This is a genomic window from Neisseria sp. DTU_2021_1001991_1_SI_NGA_ILE_055 (genome assembly GCF_032342915.1).
Lineage (GTDB): Bacteria > Pseudomonadota > Gammaproteobacteria > Burkholderiales > Neisseriaceae > Neisseria.
Genome location: NZ_CP135440.1, coordinates 654,138 through 668,606, shown reverse-complemented (window position 1 = coordinate 668,606; position 14,469 = coordinate 654,138). Strand labels below are relative to the sequence as shown.

Below are 14,469 nucleotides of genomic sequence, written 5' to 3'. Positions count from 1 at the left end.
GCTAACTCCTGTTTCGCTCAGTAGTTCAATCACATACAGAATTCAAAAACAAAAAGGCCGTCTGAAAGGTTTTTCAGACGGCCTTTTATCAATTGCCCCAGCTTTTTCTCAATAAATCCCTTGTTGTTAAAGTCTCCGATTATTTCAATAAGTAATTTGTCCAAGACTTTATTCAGGGATTGCTTCGGTGTTATTTTTTAGACCCACCTGCCGACAGATTGTTTATGGCCTGGCTTTACCATATAGGTTTTCTACGCAACGGCTCGTCATGGTCTCCTTTGACAAGTTCCCAAATCGTCAGACCCATTTGGGGGCCGAGAAGTGCTTTTTGCGTTCTCTCACCCTCTCCTTCGGGGAAGATTTCGCCTTTATTGAAATGACGGGTTTCGCCGTTAAAGCTAGTAATTCTCCATATGCCCGAAATTGGAACAGGCTCTTCCTCGACACCGATGATTTCCTGTGGTGCTTGGGTGTAGATCTTCTTGCCGTCTTTTTCTTCCACTTCCCAACCGTCCCATCTTCTCGACCAATAATACATCTGTTCGCGGGTAATGCCGCCCATATTTTCACGGGGGTATTTTTCACGTATCGGTTCTAAAGCGCGGTTTAGCGCAATGTAGCCCAAGGGTAAATCTTCGTGGATATCTCCGGTTTCAGGCAAGTTGCCAATTTTGAAAACTTTGATACCTGCTATATCACGCATCTTAATATCGGGATGATTTGCCAAAACAGGCTCTATCCTGCCTGCCGGTAGCTGTCCGTAAAGTTCCCTGCCAACCAATGTATACCAACTGATACTGCGTATGTTGTATCTATAAAACGTTGACAGATAATCAGTCGTAACCGGAATCAGACCGAAATTCTCGCGACACACCCCGTATTCGTACGGTGCACCGTCGTAATAGTTATGCGGTGGAATTGCTGCCAGACCGATATAGCCGTGGAACACATCCAGCTTCTCTGCAATCTTGTCGACAAACTCATCCAATTTTGCCAAATCTTTGGGGGAAGACAAAATTTCCAGTGGCAGGTTAAAAAGTAGGGTGCCTAGCGGCATATGGGCTTCATTAACTAAACCTGCGGCAATAGAGGTAATGTCGAAATAATAGGATGCGCTGGTATCTGCATGCTCACTTTGCATTCCCCACATCACCTCTGGCGGATTTTCCTCCCGATTGTCCAACCACCGGTAGATTGTATCCCGTTCTTTCAGATATGATTTTTCGGTCAGTTTGACTTTTTTAATATCCCTATGGCCTCTTTCGTGCCTAGCTATTGTCAGCTTGTCTTTCGACCATTCGTAATAGAAATCCATCAGAGCGGTTAAGGCATCGGCGACATCATCACGGGTATTAAAATAGATTGCGCCACGTATGCCCAGTTTCAACAGGGTAAAGCCATGTTCGTTGTTGCGTTTGCTGCGGTCGGCGATATAGTGGATGGCGATGAGTTTCTTTTCGGTATCATTCATGGATTTTCCTTGCTTAATTAAAATGAAGATTTGTATCCGGCGGCGCAACTGTTGCGGGCTTCTTCTTTGCTGGTGATAATTTCCCCATTACAACCTACTATGGTTACATGAGGACTGGCATCATACTCTTCTTTGCTTGCATCTCTGATATATGCAACTTGATCAATGGTATAAGTATTTCCTTCTACAACAGGTATTCCTTCTTTGAAATGAAATAAGGTATAGCCCAAGTCAAATTGATGAAGGAGCTCTATTTTCTTCTCAACTGCCTCTTCTATTTCTTCATCAGTAAAATCAATAGTCTCAGCATTTGCACTGCTCCATAGGCCTAATCCAGCTGCCACAACGGAGCCGCTTCTCACAATATTTAATCCTAGTTGTGGTGCGCGGGCAGCCATCGCTAAAAGCGGCAGAACGGCAGGAAGCATTTCCACAATAATAGGTGCTAAAAAAACAGATACAAAGCCCGCAATGGTAATTTCTATAATCAACATCAAAACATCTTCACCACGAATAAGAACCTTTGTTTCGATTTTTTCGGCAGATACCAAAGTCAATGCATCAAGATCAGATTCTTGCTGAAGGTATTTTAATGCCTTCAGCATGCTCTGCTTATCAGCTAACGGCTTTGATGTGTCATTGTCTTCATTTTGCCAGAAAAGTATATCCTGTGTTGCGTGGAAACTACCTTTTTTGCCATTTAGCCAAGGGATATCTTGGAATAGCTTTAAGGTTTCAGGGCTATACTCCAATTGTGATTGTTTTTGAGGAGAAAGAAGAGGGGTCAAATTCTGATCTCCTGCTTTGGAAGTTGCAGGAGCATTTGCCCATTTCTCCCATCTAAATGCTCCATTGCGATTTGGTTCTTGAGTAAATACCGGAGCTAGTTCGGTTGCAGTTTCATGAGTCTTTCTCCCTTCAGACGAACTAATATGCAACAACGTCAGGCCTAAATCCTTCGCATTCATACGGATAAGATTTTTTGATTTACCTCTCAAGATTCTCAAATAATTTCTTTCTTGTGATTTCCCCCATTCATCACTTTTGCCATTTTCATACTGGAATTTGATTTCGACAATGCGTAATAAATTGTCTGGGAAATCTTGCATGTACCATTTGTTTTTTTTATGATTCGGAGTTCGAAAAATGGGATCGTCGGCTGTCAAACTGCTGCCATCCCATTTTTTACCTATCCACATCAGATTTTTATCTTTCAGGATAACAAGGTCGGTACGTACAAAAGATGAGTTTTTTAATACACCTTTCGATCTAATTCCATAATAAACCGATCGATGCTGTCCATCTGTTTTACTGGAAGATAGAACGGGAATGGGCATTGCTAGATCATCTTTGGGAATTTCCCATTTAGATTCTGCCTTATACTCCCATTTATGGGAATTAAGGTACTCATCCGCACGAATCAAAGCAGAAAAGCGACTTTGATATTCTTTGCCTCGTCGGGATTGTTTAACCGTCTTCATGGTTATGTCCGCTTTGATATAAATATACCCATAGTTCAAGCGGCTTGGTAGTTTTGCGTATTTTTCATTCTCGTTAACGGTGGTAATCAGTGTCATTATTGAGCCCCTTCATTTTCAGTCCATTCAAGATATAAATCCATTGACTCCACCCCAGCGAAATATAGAGTTCTCTTACGTTCGGAAGAGTGTTTCTGTATGTCGATTTTTACTTTTTCAGGTTTATCTGTAAACGCCATGATGGTTTTCCCCTCCATATTGGTTATACCTTTAAGTTTTTCGTTATTTTCTGTCGTCAATTCATATGGCAAATTTGTAATAGGAAGGCCTGTTTTTTCATCATAGATAATGTATCCGCCACTATAATTTTGTTTAAAATCAGATATCTTATGTTTTATTCCGTTGGCCCCATTCACCACCAACGGAGCCCTCACCCGCACCACCTTCGGACTACCTATCTCAACCTCCCCGTTGCTCAGCTTGATATACGCCCCCTTGCAGGTAATCAAAATCTCTTCCTTTGCCGCAATGGTGACTTTCCCTGCGCTGCTGGTTAACGTTGCATCCTTCAAAGCATTCAGCTGTAATTCGTCATTTTGTGCCTGAACTTCTACTTTACCTTGGTTGGCCTGCATCTTGATGCCGCTGCTTTGCGCAAACAGGTTAAGGCTCTCTGCCGCATGGGCGGTCAGGCTTTGGCCGGCGGTAATGTCGGTGTTTGCCCCGCTGACGAGGTGGATGTTTTCATTGGCGGTGTGCAGTTGGCTTTGCTCTGTTGCGGTGGCAATACCGGCCGGGGCGGTTTGGATCAAACCGGCCTCTTTCAGGTCTTTGAGGGCGTCTTTCAGACGGCCCCTTTGGGTTTCTTCATCGGTGTGGTGGTTGTTGGCGGTTTGGGCGGCTTTGTTCAGGCTTTTGGCGAGGGAGAGTGCCTGTTCGAGTTGGGAGATGGCATCGTCCATATCCAGCACTTTGCCGCCGGCATCTTGGTTTTGTGCACTGACGAGTATGCCCTTACCTGCCCGTACGGCACCCCAGCCGTCGGTTCTGAGTTCGAAGCCCTCTCCGTTCTCTCCGCGTTTGTTGCGGTTTGAGTCGACGATATGGCCGAGGTTGAGTTGGGATTTTTGGTAGTCGGTGGCGAGTTTGATGTGTTCCTGACCTTTTTGGTCTTCCATCCTCAGTTTGTTGTTCGCCCAGGTACGGATGACGTTCCTTGTATTCCAATCGGCAGGAATGTGGTCGGGGTGGGCGCTGTCGTGCATGACGCCGGAGATATACGGACGGTCGGGGTTGCCCTGTACGAAGGACAGCATCACTTCGGTGCCTTCGTGTAATGGGAAGTGGATGCCGTATTCGGGACCGGCATAGGGTTTGGCCAGTCGGACGGGACGGCTTTCCCCGCCCGGACTCCATTCGTCCAAATCAAACGGCAGTTTGACCCGGTAGCGGCCCATATCGTCGATATAGGCATAGGTGCAGTTCTCCGCCGCGGTTACCCGTGCCGGTAAGGTACCATCGATATGCGGACGCGGGGTGGTGCGTTTGGGACGGTAGGCGAGTTGGGCGGGAATGGCGGTAAAGGTATGGCTGTAGGCGGTATCGCGGCTGCCGCTGTGTTCCATACTGAGCACCAGCCAGCCGTCGGGTGCTTCGGGGAAGGAGACATCGGTTTGGAACACCTTCATCGGCGTCATGGAGACGACGTTGCCGCTGCCGGCAGCGACGGTTTGGCGGCAGAGGACGGCTTCGTTCAACAGGGTCGTCTGAACTTGGGCTTCGTCGGGGGTTTTGGGATGAAGGCCCCAATGCTGCTGTTTGCCCAATAAGACGGTATTGTCGGCAGATTCTTCGGATTGTTTGTTGTCGGTTTCGGCAAAGAGGTCGGTATCGGCGCTGCGGTAGTTGTAGTCAGACGTGCGTATGCCTTCGACAATGGGGTTGTGGCAGATGCTTAAGTTGAACAGTGCTTCGGTACCGACACTCTCCAATCCGGCATGGGGGCGGTAGGAAACGGGTAAGCCTTGGCTGCGCAAATAGTGCTCGGGACTGTCGCCGAAGACGACTACGTCGCCATGTTGTTCATGCTGTTCGAAGGCATACCAGATGCCTTCTTCTTCACACAGACGGTTGATAAAGTCGAAGTCGCTTTCGAGATACTGGGTCACATACTCGCGGACGCTGTAGTTGCGGCTCTTTTGGAAACGGTAGTCGACACCGGAGAAGCCGTGGTGTTTGAAGACCGCTGCAACGATGTCGGGGACGGTTTGGTGTTGGAACAGCCGGGAGGTTTGGAAATGTTTCATTGCCGCGAAACGCGGCTCTAAAACAAAGCGGTAAACGGTTTCATCCTTGGAGACGGACAGTTTCTCGCATGAGGTGATAATGCCCTGCCATTGCTTCGCAGGCGGGTCGTCTGAAGCAGCCCCGAATGCACTGACCACTTCCGACAGTAAGCCTTCCTGCGGACGAATCTCAAACGCTGCGCGCTGGTTGAGGTAGGAAGACAGCGGCAGGGAGGAATCGGTAGAGGTGGCGGTGATTTCGACACGGTAAGCGGTATTGACTGCTTCTGATGCGCTGAAGGAGCGGACTGAAAGTGAGGGGAAAAAACGGGCAAAGATGAGGTGGTAGGATTGGCGGGCGGTCATAAGGGTAATATCCGACTGACGATGAACACTGTATGGTAACGGGGATAATACCGATGGTAAAGCGAATGGGATGAATGGGAAAAAGGCCGTCTGAACGGTTGAAATAAGGGATAAAGAGTCATTTTACCCTGCCCTATTCCACCATTCAGGGAAAAAGTGGTAAATTAAGCAGCTTAAAACCTATTGATTTTATACTAAAAATTGGAGTACTATGAACACACTCTCTTGAGTATCATTAATTCTCATTTGAGATATAGGAACAAAACAGCGGAATTTGTAGAAGAATAGGGAAAAGGAAATTAATTTATATTATGTTAAATTTATATTTTGCTGAAGCCTGTAATACCCGAGCAAATCCGGTTGAACGGTACACTCCAGTAACGCCAAAACATTCTCTCAATTCCCCTCCACCCACCGCATCAACAGTGGGCTTTTTATCAGCTTGTGCCGTAAAACCTCGCCCTTCAGGGTGGGGATATAAGGCACAAACACAAATCAAAGGTATAATCATACCACTATGATGATACGCAAAGCCCTGATGAATCCCCTAATGATTTTGGTAAAAATCATTAAGTTAAGGTGGATACACATCTTGTCATATGATCAAATGGTTTCGCGAAAAATCAATAATCAGACAACAAGATGTGCGAACTCGATATTTTACACGACTCTCTTTACCAATTCTGCCCCGAATTACACTTAAAACGACTCAACAGCTTAACGTTGGCTTGCCACGCATTACTTGACTGTAAAACTCTCACTCTTACCGAACTTGGCCGTAACCTGCCAACCAAAGCGAGAACAAAACATAACATCAAACGAATCGACCGATTGTTAGGTAATCGTCACCTCCACAAAGAGCGACTCGCTGTATACCGTTGGCATGCTAGCTTTATCTGTTCGGGCAATACGATGCCCATTGTACTTGTTGACTGGTCTGATATTCGTGAGCAAAAACGACTTATGGTATTGCGAGCTTCAGTCGCACTACACGGTCGTTCTGTTACTCTTTATGAGAAAGCGTTCCCGCTTTCAGAGCAATGTTCAAAGAAAGCTCATGACCAATTTCTAGCCGACCTTGCGAGCATTCTACCGAGTAACACCACACCGCTCATTGTCAGTGATGCTGGCTTTAAAGTGCCATGGTATAAATCCGTTGAGAAGCTGGGTTGGTACTGGTTAAGTCGAGTAAGAGGAAAAGTACAATATGCAGACCTAGGAGCGGAAAACTGGAAACCTATCAGCAACTTACATGATATGTCATCTAGTCACTCAAAGACTTTAGGCTATAAGAGGCTGACTAAAAGCAATCCAATCTCATGCCAAATTCTATTGTATAAATCTCGCTCTAAAGGCCGAAAAAATCAGCGCTCGACACGGACTCATTGTCACCACCCGTCACCTAAAATCTACTCAGCGTCGGCAAAGGAGCCATGGGTTCTAGCAACTAACTTACCTGTTGAAATTCGAACACCCAAACAACTTGTTAATATCTATTCGAAGCGAATGCAGATTGAAGAAACCTTCCGAGACTTGAAAAGTCCTGCCTACGGACTAGGCCTACGCCATAGCCGAACGAGCAGCTCAGAGCGTTTTGATATCATGCTGCTAATCGCCCTGATGCTTCAACTAACATGTTGGCTTGCGGGCGTTCATGCTCAGAAACAAGGTTGGGACAAGCACTTCCAGGCTAACACAGTCAGAAATCGAAACGTACTCTCAACAGTTCGCTTAGGCATGGAAGTTTTGCGGCATTCTGGCTACACAATAACAAGGGAAGACTTACTCGTGGCTGCAACCCTACTAGCTCAAAATTTATTCACACATGGTTACGCTTTGGGGAAATTATGAGGGGATCTCTCAGCGCAAAGCCTTTAAGTTCGAAATCATGCCCAACGGCGCACAAATCCGCAGACTTAAGCAGTTTTGCGGTTGTTCCCGTTTTGTATTCAATCGCGCTTTGGCGTATCAAAATGAACAATACGAAGCAGACAAATCATTCAAATTTAGTTACAACAAAATTGCGAATTTGCTGCCTGAATGGAAATGTGAATTAACTTGGCTAAAAGATTGCCACAGTCAGGTTTTGCAGCACGCTTTGAAAGATCTAGAAAGCGCGTTCAAAAATTTCTTTGCCAAACGTTCGGACTTTCCAAAATTCAAACGCAAGGGCGAAAAAGACAGTTTCAGATTTCCGCAAGGTTGCAAATTGGAACAACAAAATAATCGTATCTATTTGCCCAAAATCGGTTGGATACGTTATCGCAACAGCCGTGCCATTGTCGGCGAAATGAAGAACGTAACCGTCAGCCGAAAATGCGGTAAGTGGTATATCTTCGTTCAAACAGAATTTGAACAAAAAACACCGCAACCCAAAGGCGGAGAAATCGGTATCGATATGGGCATCGTGCGCTTCGCTACGCTATCCAACGGCGAACATTTTGAACCGATTAACGCATTTAAGAACCTGAAAGGCAAACTGGCAAAACTACAACGCCGACTTAAAAACAAGGTTAAATTTAGCCAAAACTGGCAGAAATTAAAGGCGGAAATCGCCAAATTGCACCACAAAATCAGCAATATCCGTAAAAACTACTTGCACCAAATCAGCAGCCAAATCAGCCAAAGCCACGCGATTGTGTACGTTGAAGATTTGCAGGTAACAAACATGTCCAAATCCGCCAAAGGAGATGTTGAACAGTACGGTAAAAACGTGAAACAGAAATCAGGTTTGAACCGGATGATACTGGATCAGTCTTGGTTTGAGTTCAGACGGCAGTTGGCGTATAAGTTGGCTTGGAATGGCGGACATCTGATTGCTGTACCGCCGCAAAATACAAGTAGAACCTGTCCTTGTTGAGGTTATACCGCAAAGGGAAACCGCCAAACGCAGGCTGTATTTGAATGCGTAGAATGCGGCTATACGGAAAATGCGGATGTGGTTGGGGCGATAAATATATTACGACGCGGTCAGGAAATCTTGGCGGCGCAATAAGCAGTCAAATCAGGGCAGGACATGCCCGTAGCGCGTGTGAAGTGAACAATGCGGTAAGGTTGTCAGCAGCACGAACCCGCCGAAGCGGTTTGGCAGAACACTGCCGACCGCAGTAGGAATCCCCCGCCTTTAGGCGGGGGAGGATGTCAATAAACAAAATATTTGACTGAAGTCACATGGTGGTCATCATATGGCGACTCTGACATGCCTAAAATATCGATTGCATATCGGTTAACCAAAACTTCTTCGTCCTTAAACTTTTGGTACTGTTTCCGGCAATATTCTCGGAACTCTGTTAATTTTGATGGCAAGAACCCGCAACCGTCTGCACCGTAAATGTAATCACCTTCGAACAACTGTCTTTCCGGACAATCAGTCCGTTTTTAACCCAGAACTTCGGCTCAAAATAAAGTTTCATCTATCAAAGTAGCAGCTGCTTCTCTAACCGCAACATCGGACTCTTCAAGTTTTTTGCAAAACGTATTCAATGTATTTTCCAAAACCACAACAAAGTTTCCTTTTAGAGCGAAGTTAATCATCAAATCGAAAGCTTTTAGGTTCATGGTGGATTCCTTCACATATCAATACCCAACATTATAGTGTTTTTTTCTTTCCGAAAAATTTAGGGATAAAAATGGGACTTTGGTTTTTGGCTGAAGTGTGTGGAAGTCATCGACGGATTGATGTCAACGGTTTCTGTTTTGGCTGAAGTGTGTTGAGGTCATCGACAAACTGATTTCAACTGTTCCGGTTTTGGCTGAGTGTGTGTGAAAGAAACGCACTTTGTATATAAATATTAAATATTATTCTTTTATAATTGGTATATATATAATATATTTATATATATCCAGAATTCGAGATTTTTGTACACCTTTTTTTTCAAATAACTAAGCATTTATAATGCAGACGGCAGCAGGACAAATCAGAACCGGCATTATTTTTTGACGACCACAGATGAAGCCATCGAGTATTTTCGGGCAAACATCCCTGAAACGGTTAACGGGAAAAAACGCAGATCAGACGCGGTACGCTGTATCGAATTTGTCTTGACTGCATCCCCCGATTTTTTTAAAGCGGCCAGTAGAGGGACAAAGGAAGAATGGATTAACCGGTCGGTCGGTTTTTTAGAAAACAAGTTCGGGAAAAAAATATAGTCGTCTGCTCGTTGCATGAAGATGAGACGACGCCGCACTTGTCGGCATTTGTGATGCCGTACACACAGGACGGGAATATGGGAGCGAAGCCGTCAGGCAAAATACAAAACCGTTGTTGGATGAGCTTGCTGTTTTAAGGGCAAGGGATGCCGAAGTCCTCAGGCAACGGGAAAGATTAGAGGAACAGCAAAGAGTGCTGGACGAGCAGAAAGAAGCATTTGAAGCCCTAGTTAAGCAGCGTGAGCGTGATTTCAACCTGAAGCAGAAGCAGTACGAGAATGAAGTTCAAGCATACAGAGAGGAAAACGCAAGGTTGACGGCAATACGAAGCCAAGATTTTTAAGGAGGTGCAGAACGGCGGTCGTATGCCTTGCCATATCGATCAGGAAAGATGGCAGGAAATATTGCAGCGACAGCAGCCGGAAGAGGAAGAAGAATACAATCTATACGGCGATTTTGGCATGTAACATCAACAAATTCACCGACTAACATCAATGAATTCACCCATAAGGTTGAAAAAAGTGCAGTTTGTATGGTTTCAGTCGTTTTGTACCCAAATTCACCCCCCTATATGAGGGTAATATCGCCAAAGTATTGGGGGCTCCCCTACCCGAAAGGTTAGGAAATTTACTTCGTAAGGTTAGGAAATTTACTTCGTATTGTGCCCAAATACACCCCCATATTCTGCGCTAAAAGCCCCCATATTCTGCCCAAATACACCCCCCCTATTGTGCCCATATGAACCCCCCTATCGTACCCAAATTTACCACCTACGGATTGTTTTAAATTGCCCGTCAAATACTGGAAATAAGCCGTAAATCTCTTGTCTTTTGACCGTAAATCTCTTGTCGTATAAATATACAAATTATTGAAATTAATATATTTCTAGCGATGAAAACACTAAAACACTAAAACAGAAAAATAAGAGCCTACCGGCTCTATTTTTGGCTTTCAACTGTACGACTTTTTGAAATTGAATGTGGGGCACGAATGATTGTTGAGAACGAGCGTGACAGGCGAACAGCCGCATGGCTGATAGAGACCTACGGGGCAGAAGCCGTAGCGGAAGCGGAGACCCGCATTGCGGGCGCGAGAAAGCCGTATCCGGGCAATATCGCCAAAGTATTGGGGGCTACTCTGCCCGAAGCCCTAAAACGCACAGAAAACGCCGCAGCGCGCCAAAAACTGGCAGAGCTGCGGCGGATGTTGGAGAGCAAAGAATGCACCGGCAACTGCGCTACCTTCTTACGCTCCTGTTCCACCACCAGTGTCTCACGCTCCCTATGCAGATAGCTGCCTTGGGTGGTGATGTAAAGCGTGTTTTGCAGTTTGCGCATGGGGAAATTCCTTGGATCTTAACCGCACTTTTGTTTTAGAACGACTTGCCGTTTAGGCCGTCTGAAAAATAACGTATTGTTTTCAAACAGGTATTAGATAGGCAATGCCTGTTTGAAAACGATTTTAGTAGGTCAGGCATTTATGCTCGACTTTTACTTGACTACGGGCTTTTAAGGTCATCTGAAAAATTAGGTTTTCAGACGGCGTAAGACAAAAAGCAGATAACCTACCAACGCATGTGTGCCCAAAGGCACATACCCTGTACTTACCCAAAGCATTAACCTCTTATCTTTTTGATTCCAATTCATTAATTAATTCTTTTAAGTCTTGCTCAGTATGAGCACTAAGTGTTTTAGCGTACGGCTCAAATCTCTTGGCAATATCAATAATGGTTTCTCCTAACGCCCGAATAAATAAATTCTTATCTATTCTTTTAGTCTCCAAAGAAAATCTTACATGCTCTAAATAGTTAAGTACCAATACAACAGATTGCTTGAAGTCTTCATTGCTTTTAATTTCGTTTATCAAGTTATTATCTGATGTGTCAGATTTTTTTTCTTTTGCTTTTCTTATCCATTTTCTAGCCTGAGACCTTTGCAAAATCCCCCAAAACCCCCTAAATTCCCACCAAGACATTTAGGGGATTTCTCATGAGCACCTTCTTCCGGCAAACCGCCCAAGCCATGATCGCCAAACACACCGGCCGCTTCCCGCTATTGAAGTTGGATCAGGTGATTGATTGGCAACCGATCGAACAATACCTGAACCGTCAAAAACCCGTTACCTTCGATACCACCGTGGCCGTCCCGCCTATCCCCTGTTGTCCATGTTCAAAGCCGTCCTACTCGGACAATGGTACAGCCTGAGACCTTTGCAAAATTCCTTTCCTTCCGACAGCCGAGATCCAAACAAAGATTTTCGGCTGTTGGGGGGAAAGGAATTTTGCAAAGGTCTCTGGCTGAATGACGTTACATAGGCTTTGCTGGCGTAATACACTGCTTGTAAAGGACCGGGTAGAAAGGATGCGGTAGAAGATACGTTGAGAATTTTTCCCGAGCGGCGTTCTACCATGCCTTGTAGATAAAGATGGGTCAGCTCCGTCAGGCTGGTGATCTTGAGCTGAATCATCTGCGTGTCTTTTGCCAAATCACGCTCAAAAAAACGTCCATGACCGCCAATGCCTGCGTTGTTTATCAAAATATCAACTGTAATGCCCAAACGTTCGGTTTCGGCAAAAATTTCCGTTGCGGCATTTGGGAAAGTTATTTGGCAGCTTTATGGGGCTGGCTGAAATGAAAGGCTGCCTGAAATCATCCATCCCGTTGCCTATACTGCGCTTGCGATACAAGCCTTTTCAATCAACTCCCTTACCCAGCGATACGCAGGATCTTTATGGGTCCGTTCGTGCCAAATCAGTGTTTTGGTGAATTCTTGAATTTCAAGGGGCGGCTCAAAACGCTTGAGATTGGGCAAGTTGGCAATCAAACGCTCAGGCACGACTGCCAGTAAATCGCTTTGCTCCAACAATTCAGGCAAAACAATAAAGTTTTGCACCGACAGGCTGACATTTCTTTGTAATCCCATCGCTTGCAAGGCTTTGTCTGTAATACCGCTGAAACTGCCACCATGATAGGAAATCAAGGCTTGCTCTAACTGGCAAAATTTAGCGCAGCAAGCCAATGTCAATTTCCACTATATCCCTTCCGAAACCCAAAGGCTCACCGCCGAACATATCGGACAAACCGTCCGCGATAGCGTAAACCGCAGCCTGTGGCTCTGCGGCAGCCGCAGTTTCACACGCAGCATCTCAGACAGCCTGAAAACGCGGTCGCAACATTTGGAGTTTTTTGAATTCCGCTAAACGGTCGTAAATGCAAGGCAGCCTGAAAGCATAACTTCAATGAAGTTATTAAGTCCAAAGGCTACCTGAAACTTAAAAAAGCAGCCTGCACTCGTTACAAAAAAGTACAGGCTGCTTTTACGCTTTCAGGTAGCCTTTCAGACGACCTTAATGCAGATTCGCTTTAAAGAACTGCTCAAACTTATCAAACGGAATCTTGCCAGTGGTGTTGTCATACAAATCCGTGTGGTTCGCACCCGGCACGATGTACAGCTCTTTGTTTTGGCTGCCTAGAGATTTGAATGCGTCTTCGCTGAAATAGCGTGAGTGTGCTTTTTCGCCGTGAACAATTAAGGCGGGGGCTTTCAACTCGCCTGCGCGTTGCAGAATCGGCATGTTGATGAACGCCAGCGGGGTGGTTTGCGACCATGCGCCGTTGGAATTGACGGAGCGTGGGTGGTAGCCGCGTTGGGTTTTGTAGAAGCCCGAATATTCGCGTACAAACTGCGGGGTGTCGGCGGTCAATTTGTCTTGCGAAGGCAGGTGGTTGTCGGGGCTGCCGTGCGACGGCGTGCCGCTTTCCGCGTCTGCCCAGCGTTGGGTGTTTATGCCCTGTTTGGCTTGGTAGCGCGCTTCGGCAGTTTGCGCGGGGGTGCGGTCGTAGCCGCCTTGTGCGTTCTGCTTCATGTTGATTTCGTAGCCGTTGGCCATCACGCGGGTCATGTCGTACATGGTGCTGGTGGCGACGGCTTTGATGCGGGTATCGCCCACAGCGGCGTTCAACGCCATGCCGCCCCAGCCGCAAATGCCCAAGATGCCTATTTGTTCGCGGTTCACGAAGTTTTGCAGGCCGAGGAAATCAACGGCGGCGGAAAAGTCTTCGGTATTGATTTCGGGCGATGCGATATTGCGCGGCTCGCCGCCCGATTCGCCGGTGAACGAACCGTAAAATGCCAAGGTTACAAAACCGCGTTCTGCCATCGCTTGGGCATATAGACCGCTGGATTACTCCTTCACCGCACCGAACGCGCCGGCCACCGCAATTGCAGGCAGTTTCTGGCCTGAACGGATATTTTTCGGTACATACAAATCGCCAACCAATGTGATGCCGTAGCGGTTTCGGAATGTTACTTTGTGGTGTTCCACTTTATTGGACTGAGGGAAAATTTTGTCCCATTCTTGGGTAAGCTGCATGGTTTGAACTCCTTTCATCGGGGTAATGGACACGTCTGCCAGCGCATGACCGGACAAAATCAATGCAACGGCGGCTGCGGCAGCAGTTTTCAGAAATGATTTTTTAGCTTGGTTTTTCATGGGGTTGTTCTGCGATTTGCTTATCGAATGAGTGCATTATAGGGATGGATTGTTTGGCAAACAATGAATAAAATCTGAAATGTTAATTCTAGAATATGGAACAATTAAGGTGCAGGCTGCCTGAAAAGGTTTTCAGACGGCCTCAATAAAGCCGTAGGTCGGGCATTGGTGTCCGACGATTTTTCAAGCCGAACAGATTTTCCTTGGAAAAAATGTGTTGTGGTTACA

General features: G+C 45.9%; 13 protein-coding genes and 4 pseudogenes. 7 read left to right on the top strand and 10 right to left on the bottom strand.

The window, feature by feature from the left end:
* Positions 1-235: 235 nt before the first annotated feature.
* From RRV97_RS03120 to RRV97_RS03110, 3 genes are read right to left on the bottom strand one after another with little or no spacing between them, the layout of a single operon-like run.
* On the bottom strand, positions 236-1,471 hold the full coding sequence (locus RRV97_RS03120) for a type VI immunity family protein (RefSeq protein ID WP_315611950.1): 1,236 nt from the start codon (positions 1,469-1,471) through the stop codon (positions 236-238).
* 17 nt (positions 1,472-1,488) lie between these two features.
* Entirely contained in the window at positions 1,489-3,048 is a 1,560-nt protein-coding gene (locus RRV97_RS03115) for a hypothetical protein (RefSeq protein ID WP_315611949.1), read from the bottom strand.
* Positions 3,048-5,600 (bottom strand): type VI secretion system Vgr family protein, encoded by a 2,553-nt coding sequence (locus tag RRV97_RS03110; RefSeq protein WP_315611948.1) that lies wholly within the window; start codon positions 5,598-5,600, stop codon positions 3,048-3,050. The genes RRV97_RS03115 and RRV97_RS03110 overlap by 1 nt, the downstream gene beginning before the upstream one ends.
* A gap of 642 nt (positions 5,601-6,242) precedes the next feature.
* Here RRV97_RS03110 and RRV97_RS03105 point away from each other — a divergent pair.
* The 3 genes and pseudogenes from RRV97_RS03105 to RRV97_RS03095 form a co-directional block, all read left to right on the top strand.
* A complete protein-coding gene (locus tag RRV97_RS03105; RefSeq protein ID WP_001339197.1) occupies positions 6,243-7,451 on the top strand; it encodes an IS4-like element ISVsa5 family transposase in 1,209 nt (402 codons plus the stop codon).
* A 37-nt stretch (positions 7,452-7,488) separates the two neighbouring features.
* Complete coding sequence (locus tag RRV97_RS03100) at positions 7,489-8,460, top strand: transposase (protein ID WP_315611947.1); 972 nt, start codon at positions 7,489-7,491, stop codon at positions 8,458-8,460.
* 54 nt (positions 8,461-8,514) lie between these two features.
* A pseudogene (locus RRV97_RS03095) lies at positions 8,515-8,595 on the top strand (hypothetical protein); the annotation flags it as partial.
* 401 nt (positions 8,596-8,996) lie between these two features.
* Here RRV97_RS03095 and RRV97_RS03090 read toward each other — a convergent pair.
* Positions 8,997-9,158: a hypothetical protein gene (locus RRV97_RS03090; RefSeq protein WP_159068594.1), complete on the bottom strand. Its 162-nt coding sequence runs from the start codon at positions 9,156-9,158 to the stop codon at positions 8,997-8,999.
* A 378-nt stretch (positions 9,159-9,536) separates the two neighbouring features.
* On the opposite strand from RRV97_RS03090, the pseudogene RRV97_RS11470 reads away from it, so the two are divergent.
* Positions 9,537-9,886 (top strand): annotated as a pseudogene (locus RRV97_RS11470) (plasmid recombination protein).
* Positions 9,865-10,092, top strand: a complete 228-nt coding sequence (locus RRV97_RS03085; RefSeq protein WP_315611946.1) for a hypothetical protein — start codon at positions 9,865-9,867, stop codon at positions 10,090-10,092. Before RRV97_RS11470 ends, RRV97_RS03085 begins: the two are co-directional and overlap by 22 nt.
* Before the next feature lie 871 nt (positions 10,093-10,963).
* Here the strand turns inward: RRV97_RS03085 and RRV97_RS03080 are convergent.
* Both RRV97_RS03080 and RRV97_RS03075 read right to left on the bottom strand, forming a co-directional pair.
* A pseudogene (locus RRV97_RS03080) lies at positions 10,964-11,086 on the bottom strand (CRISPR-associated endonuclease Cas1); the annotation flags it as partial.
* A 286-nt stretch (positions 11,087-11,372) separates the two neighbouring features.
* Complete coding sequence (locus RRV97_RS03075) at positions 11,373-11,723, bottom strand: hypothetical protein (RefSeq protein ID WP_315611945.1); 351 nt, start codon at positions 11,721-11,723, stop codon at positions 11,373-11,375.
* A 14-nt stretch (positions 11,724-11,737) separates the two neighbouring features.
* On the opposite strand from RRV97_RS03075, the pseudogene RRV97_RS03070 reads away from it, so the two are divergent.
* A pseudogene (locus tag RRV97_RS03070) lies at positions 11,738-11,952 on the top strand (IS5/IS1182 family transposase); the annotation flags it as partial.
* Here the strand turns inward: RRV97_RS03070 and RRV97_RS11465 are convergent.
* Positions 11,898-12,305 carry an SDR family NAD(P)-dependent oxidoreductase gene (locus RRV97_RS11465; RefSeq protein ID WP_410505878.1) on the bottom strand — a complete coding sequence of 136 codons (408 nt, stop codon included), beginning with the start codon at positions 12,303-12,305 and terminating at the stop codon, positions 11,898-11,900. The pseudogene RRV97_RS03070 and the gene RRV97_RS11465 sit on opposite strands and share 55 nt — an antisense overlap.
* On the opposite strand from RRV97_RS11465, the gene RRV97_RS03065 reads away from it, so the two are divergent.
* The gene (locus tag RRV97_RS03065) at positions 12,255-12,383 is read left to right on the top strand and encodes a hypothetical protein (RefSeq protein WP_315611944.1); all 129 of its coding nucleotides are present in this window, start codon (positions 12,255-12,257) and stop codon (positions 12,381-12,383) included. The two genes, RRV97_RS11465 and RRV97_RS03065, sit on opposite strands and share 51 nt — an antisense overlap.
* Before the next feature lie 30 nt (positions 12,384-12,413).
* Here the strand turns inward: RRV97_RS03065 and RRV97_RS03060 are convergent, their stop codons facing one another.
* The 3 genes from RRV97_RS03060 to RRV97_RS03050 all read right to left on the bottom strand — a co-directional run bounded on the left by RRV97_RS03060 (position 12,414) and on the right by RRV97_RS03050 (position 14,241).
* Positions 12,414-12,728 carry a LysR substrate-binding domain-containing protein gene (locus RRV97_RS03060; protein WP_315611943.1) on the bottom strand — a complete coding sequence of 105 codons (315 nt, stop codon included), beginning with the start codon at positions 12,726-12,728 and terminating at the stop codon, positions 12,414-12,416.
* A 367-nt stretch (positions 12,729-13,095) separates the two neighbouring features.
* Positions 13,096-13,908 (bottom strand): alpha/beta hydrolase, encoded by an 813-nt coding sequence (locus tag RRV97_RS03055; RefSeq protein WP_315611942.1) that lies wholly within the window; start codon positions 13,906-13,908, stop codon positions 13,096-13,098.
* Positions 13,909-13,932: 24 nt separating this feature from the next.
* Positions 13,933-14,241, bottom strand: coding sequence for an alpha/beta hydrolase (locus RRV97_RS03050; RefSeq protein WP_315611941.1), 309 nt, complete (start codon positions 14,239-14,241; stop codon positions 13,933-13,935).
* Positions 14,242-14,469: the final 228 nt, after the last annotated feature.

What these genes read in the sequence shown, in the direction of transcription:
- RRV97_RS03120 (WP_315611950.1), bottom strand. Translation starts at nt 1,471, where the DNA reads ATGAATGATACCGAAAAGAAACTCATCGCCATCCACTATATCGCCGAC.
- RRV97_RS03115 (WP_315611949.1), bottom strand. Translation starts at nt 3,048, where the DNA reads ATGACACTGATTACCACCGTTAACGAGAATGAAAAATACGCAAAACTA.
- RRV97_RS03110 (WP_315611948.1), bottom strand. Translation starts at nt 5,600, where the DNA reads ATGACCGCCCGCCAATCCTACCACCTCATCTTTGCCCGTTTTTTCCCC.
- RRV97_RS03105 (WP_001339197.1), top strand. Translation starts at nt 6,243, where the DNA reads ATGTGCGAACTCGATATTTTACACGACTCTCTTTACCAATTCTGCCCC.
- RRV97_RS03100 (WP_315611947.1), top strand. Translation starts at nt 7,489, where the DNA reads ATGCCCAACGGCGCACAAATCCGCAGACTTAAGCAGTTTTGCGGTTGT.
- RRV97_RS03090 (WP_159068594.1), bottom strand. Translation starts at nt 9,158, where the DNA reads ATGAACCTAAAAGCTTTCGATTTGATGATTAACTTCGCTCTAAAAGGA.
- RRV97_RS03075 (WP_315611945.1), bottom strand. Translation starts at nt 11,723, where the DNA reads ATGTCTTGGTGGGAATTTAGGGGGTTTTGGGGGATTTTGCAAAGGTCT.
- RRV97_RS03065 (WP_315611944.1), top strand. Translation starts at nt 12,255, where the DNA reads ATGACCGCCAATGCCTGCGTTGTTTATCAAAATATCAACTGTAATGCC.
- RRV97_RS03055 (WP_315611942.1), bottom strand. Translation starts at nt 13,908, where the DNA reads ATGGCAGAACGCGGTTTTGTAACCTTGGCATTTTACGGTTCGTTCACC.
- RRV97_RS03050 (WP_315611941.1), bottom strand. Translation starts at nt 14,241, where the DNA reads ATGAAAAACCAAGCTAAAAAATCATTTCTGAAAACTGCTGCCGCAGCC.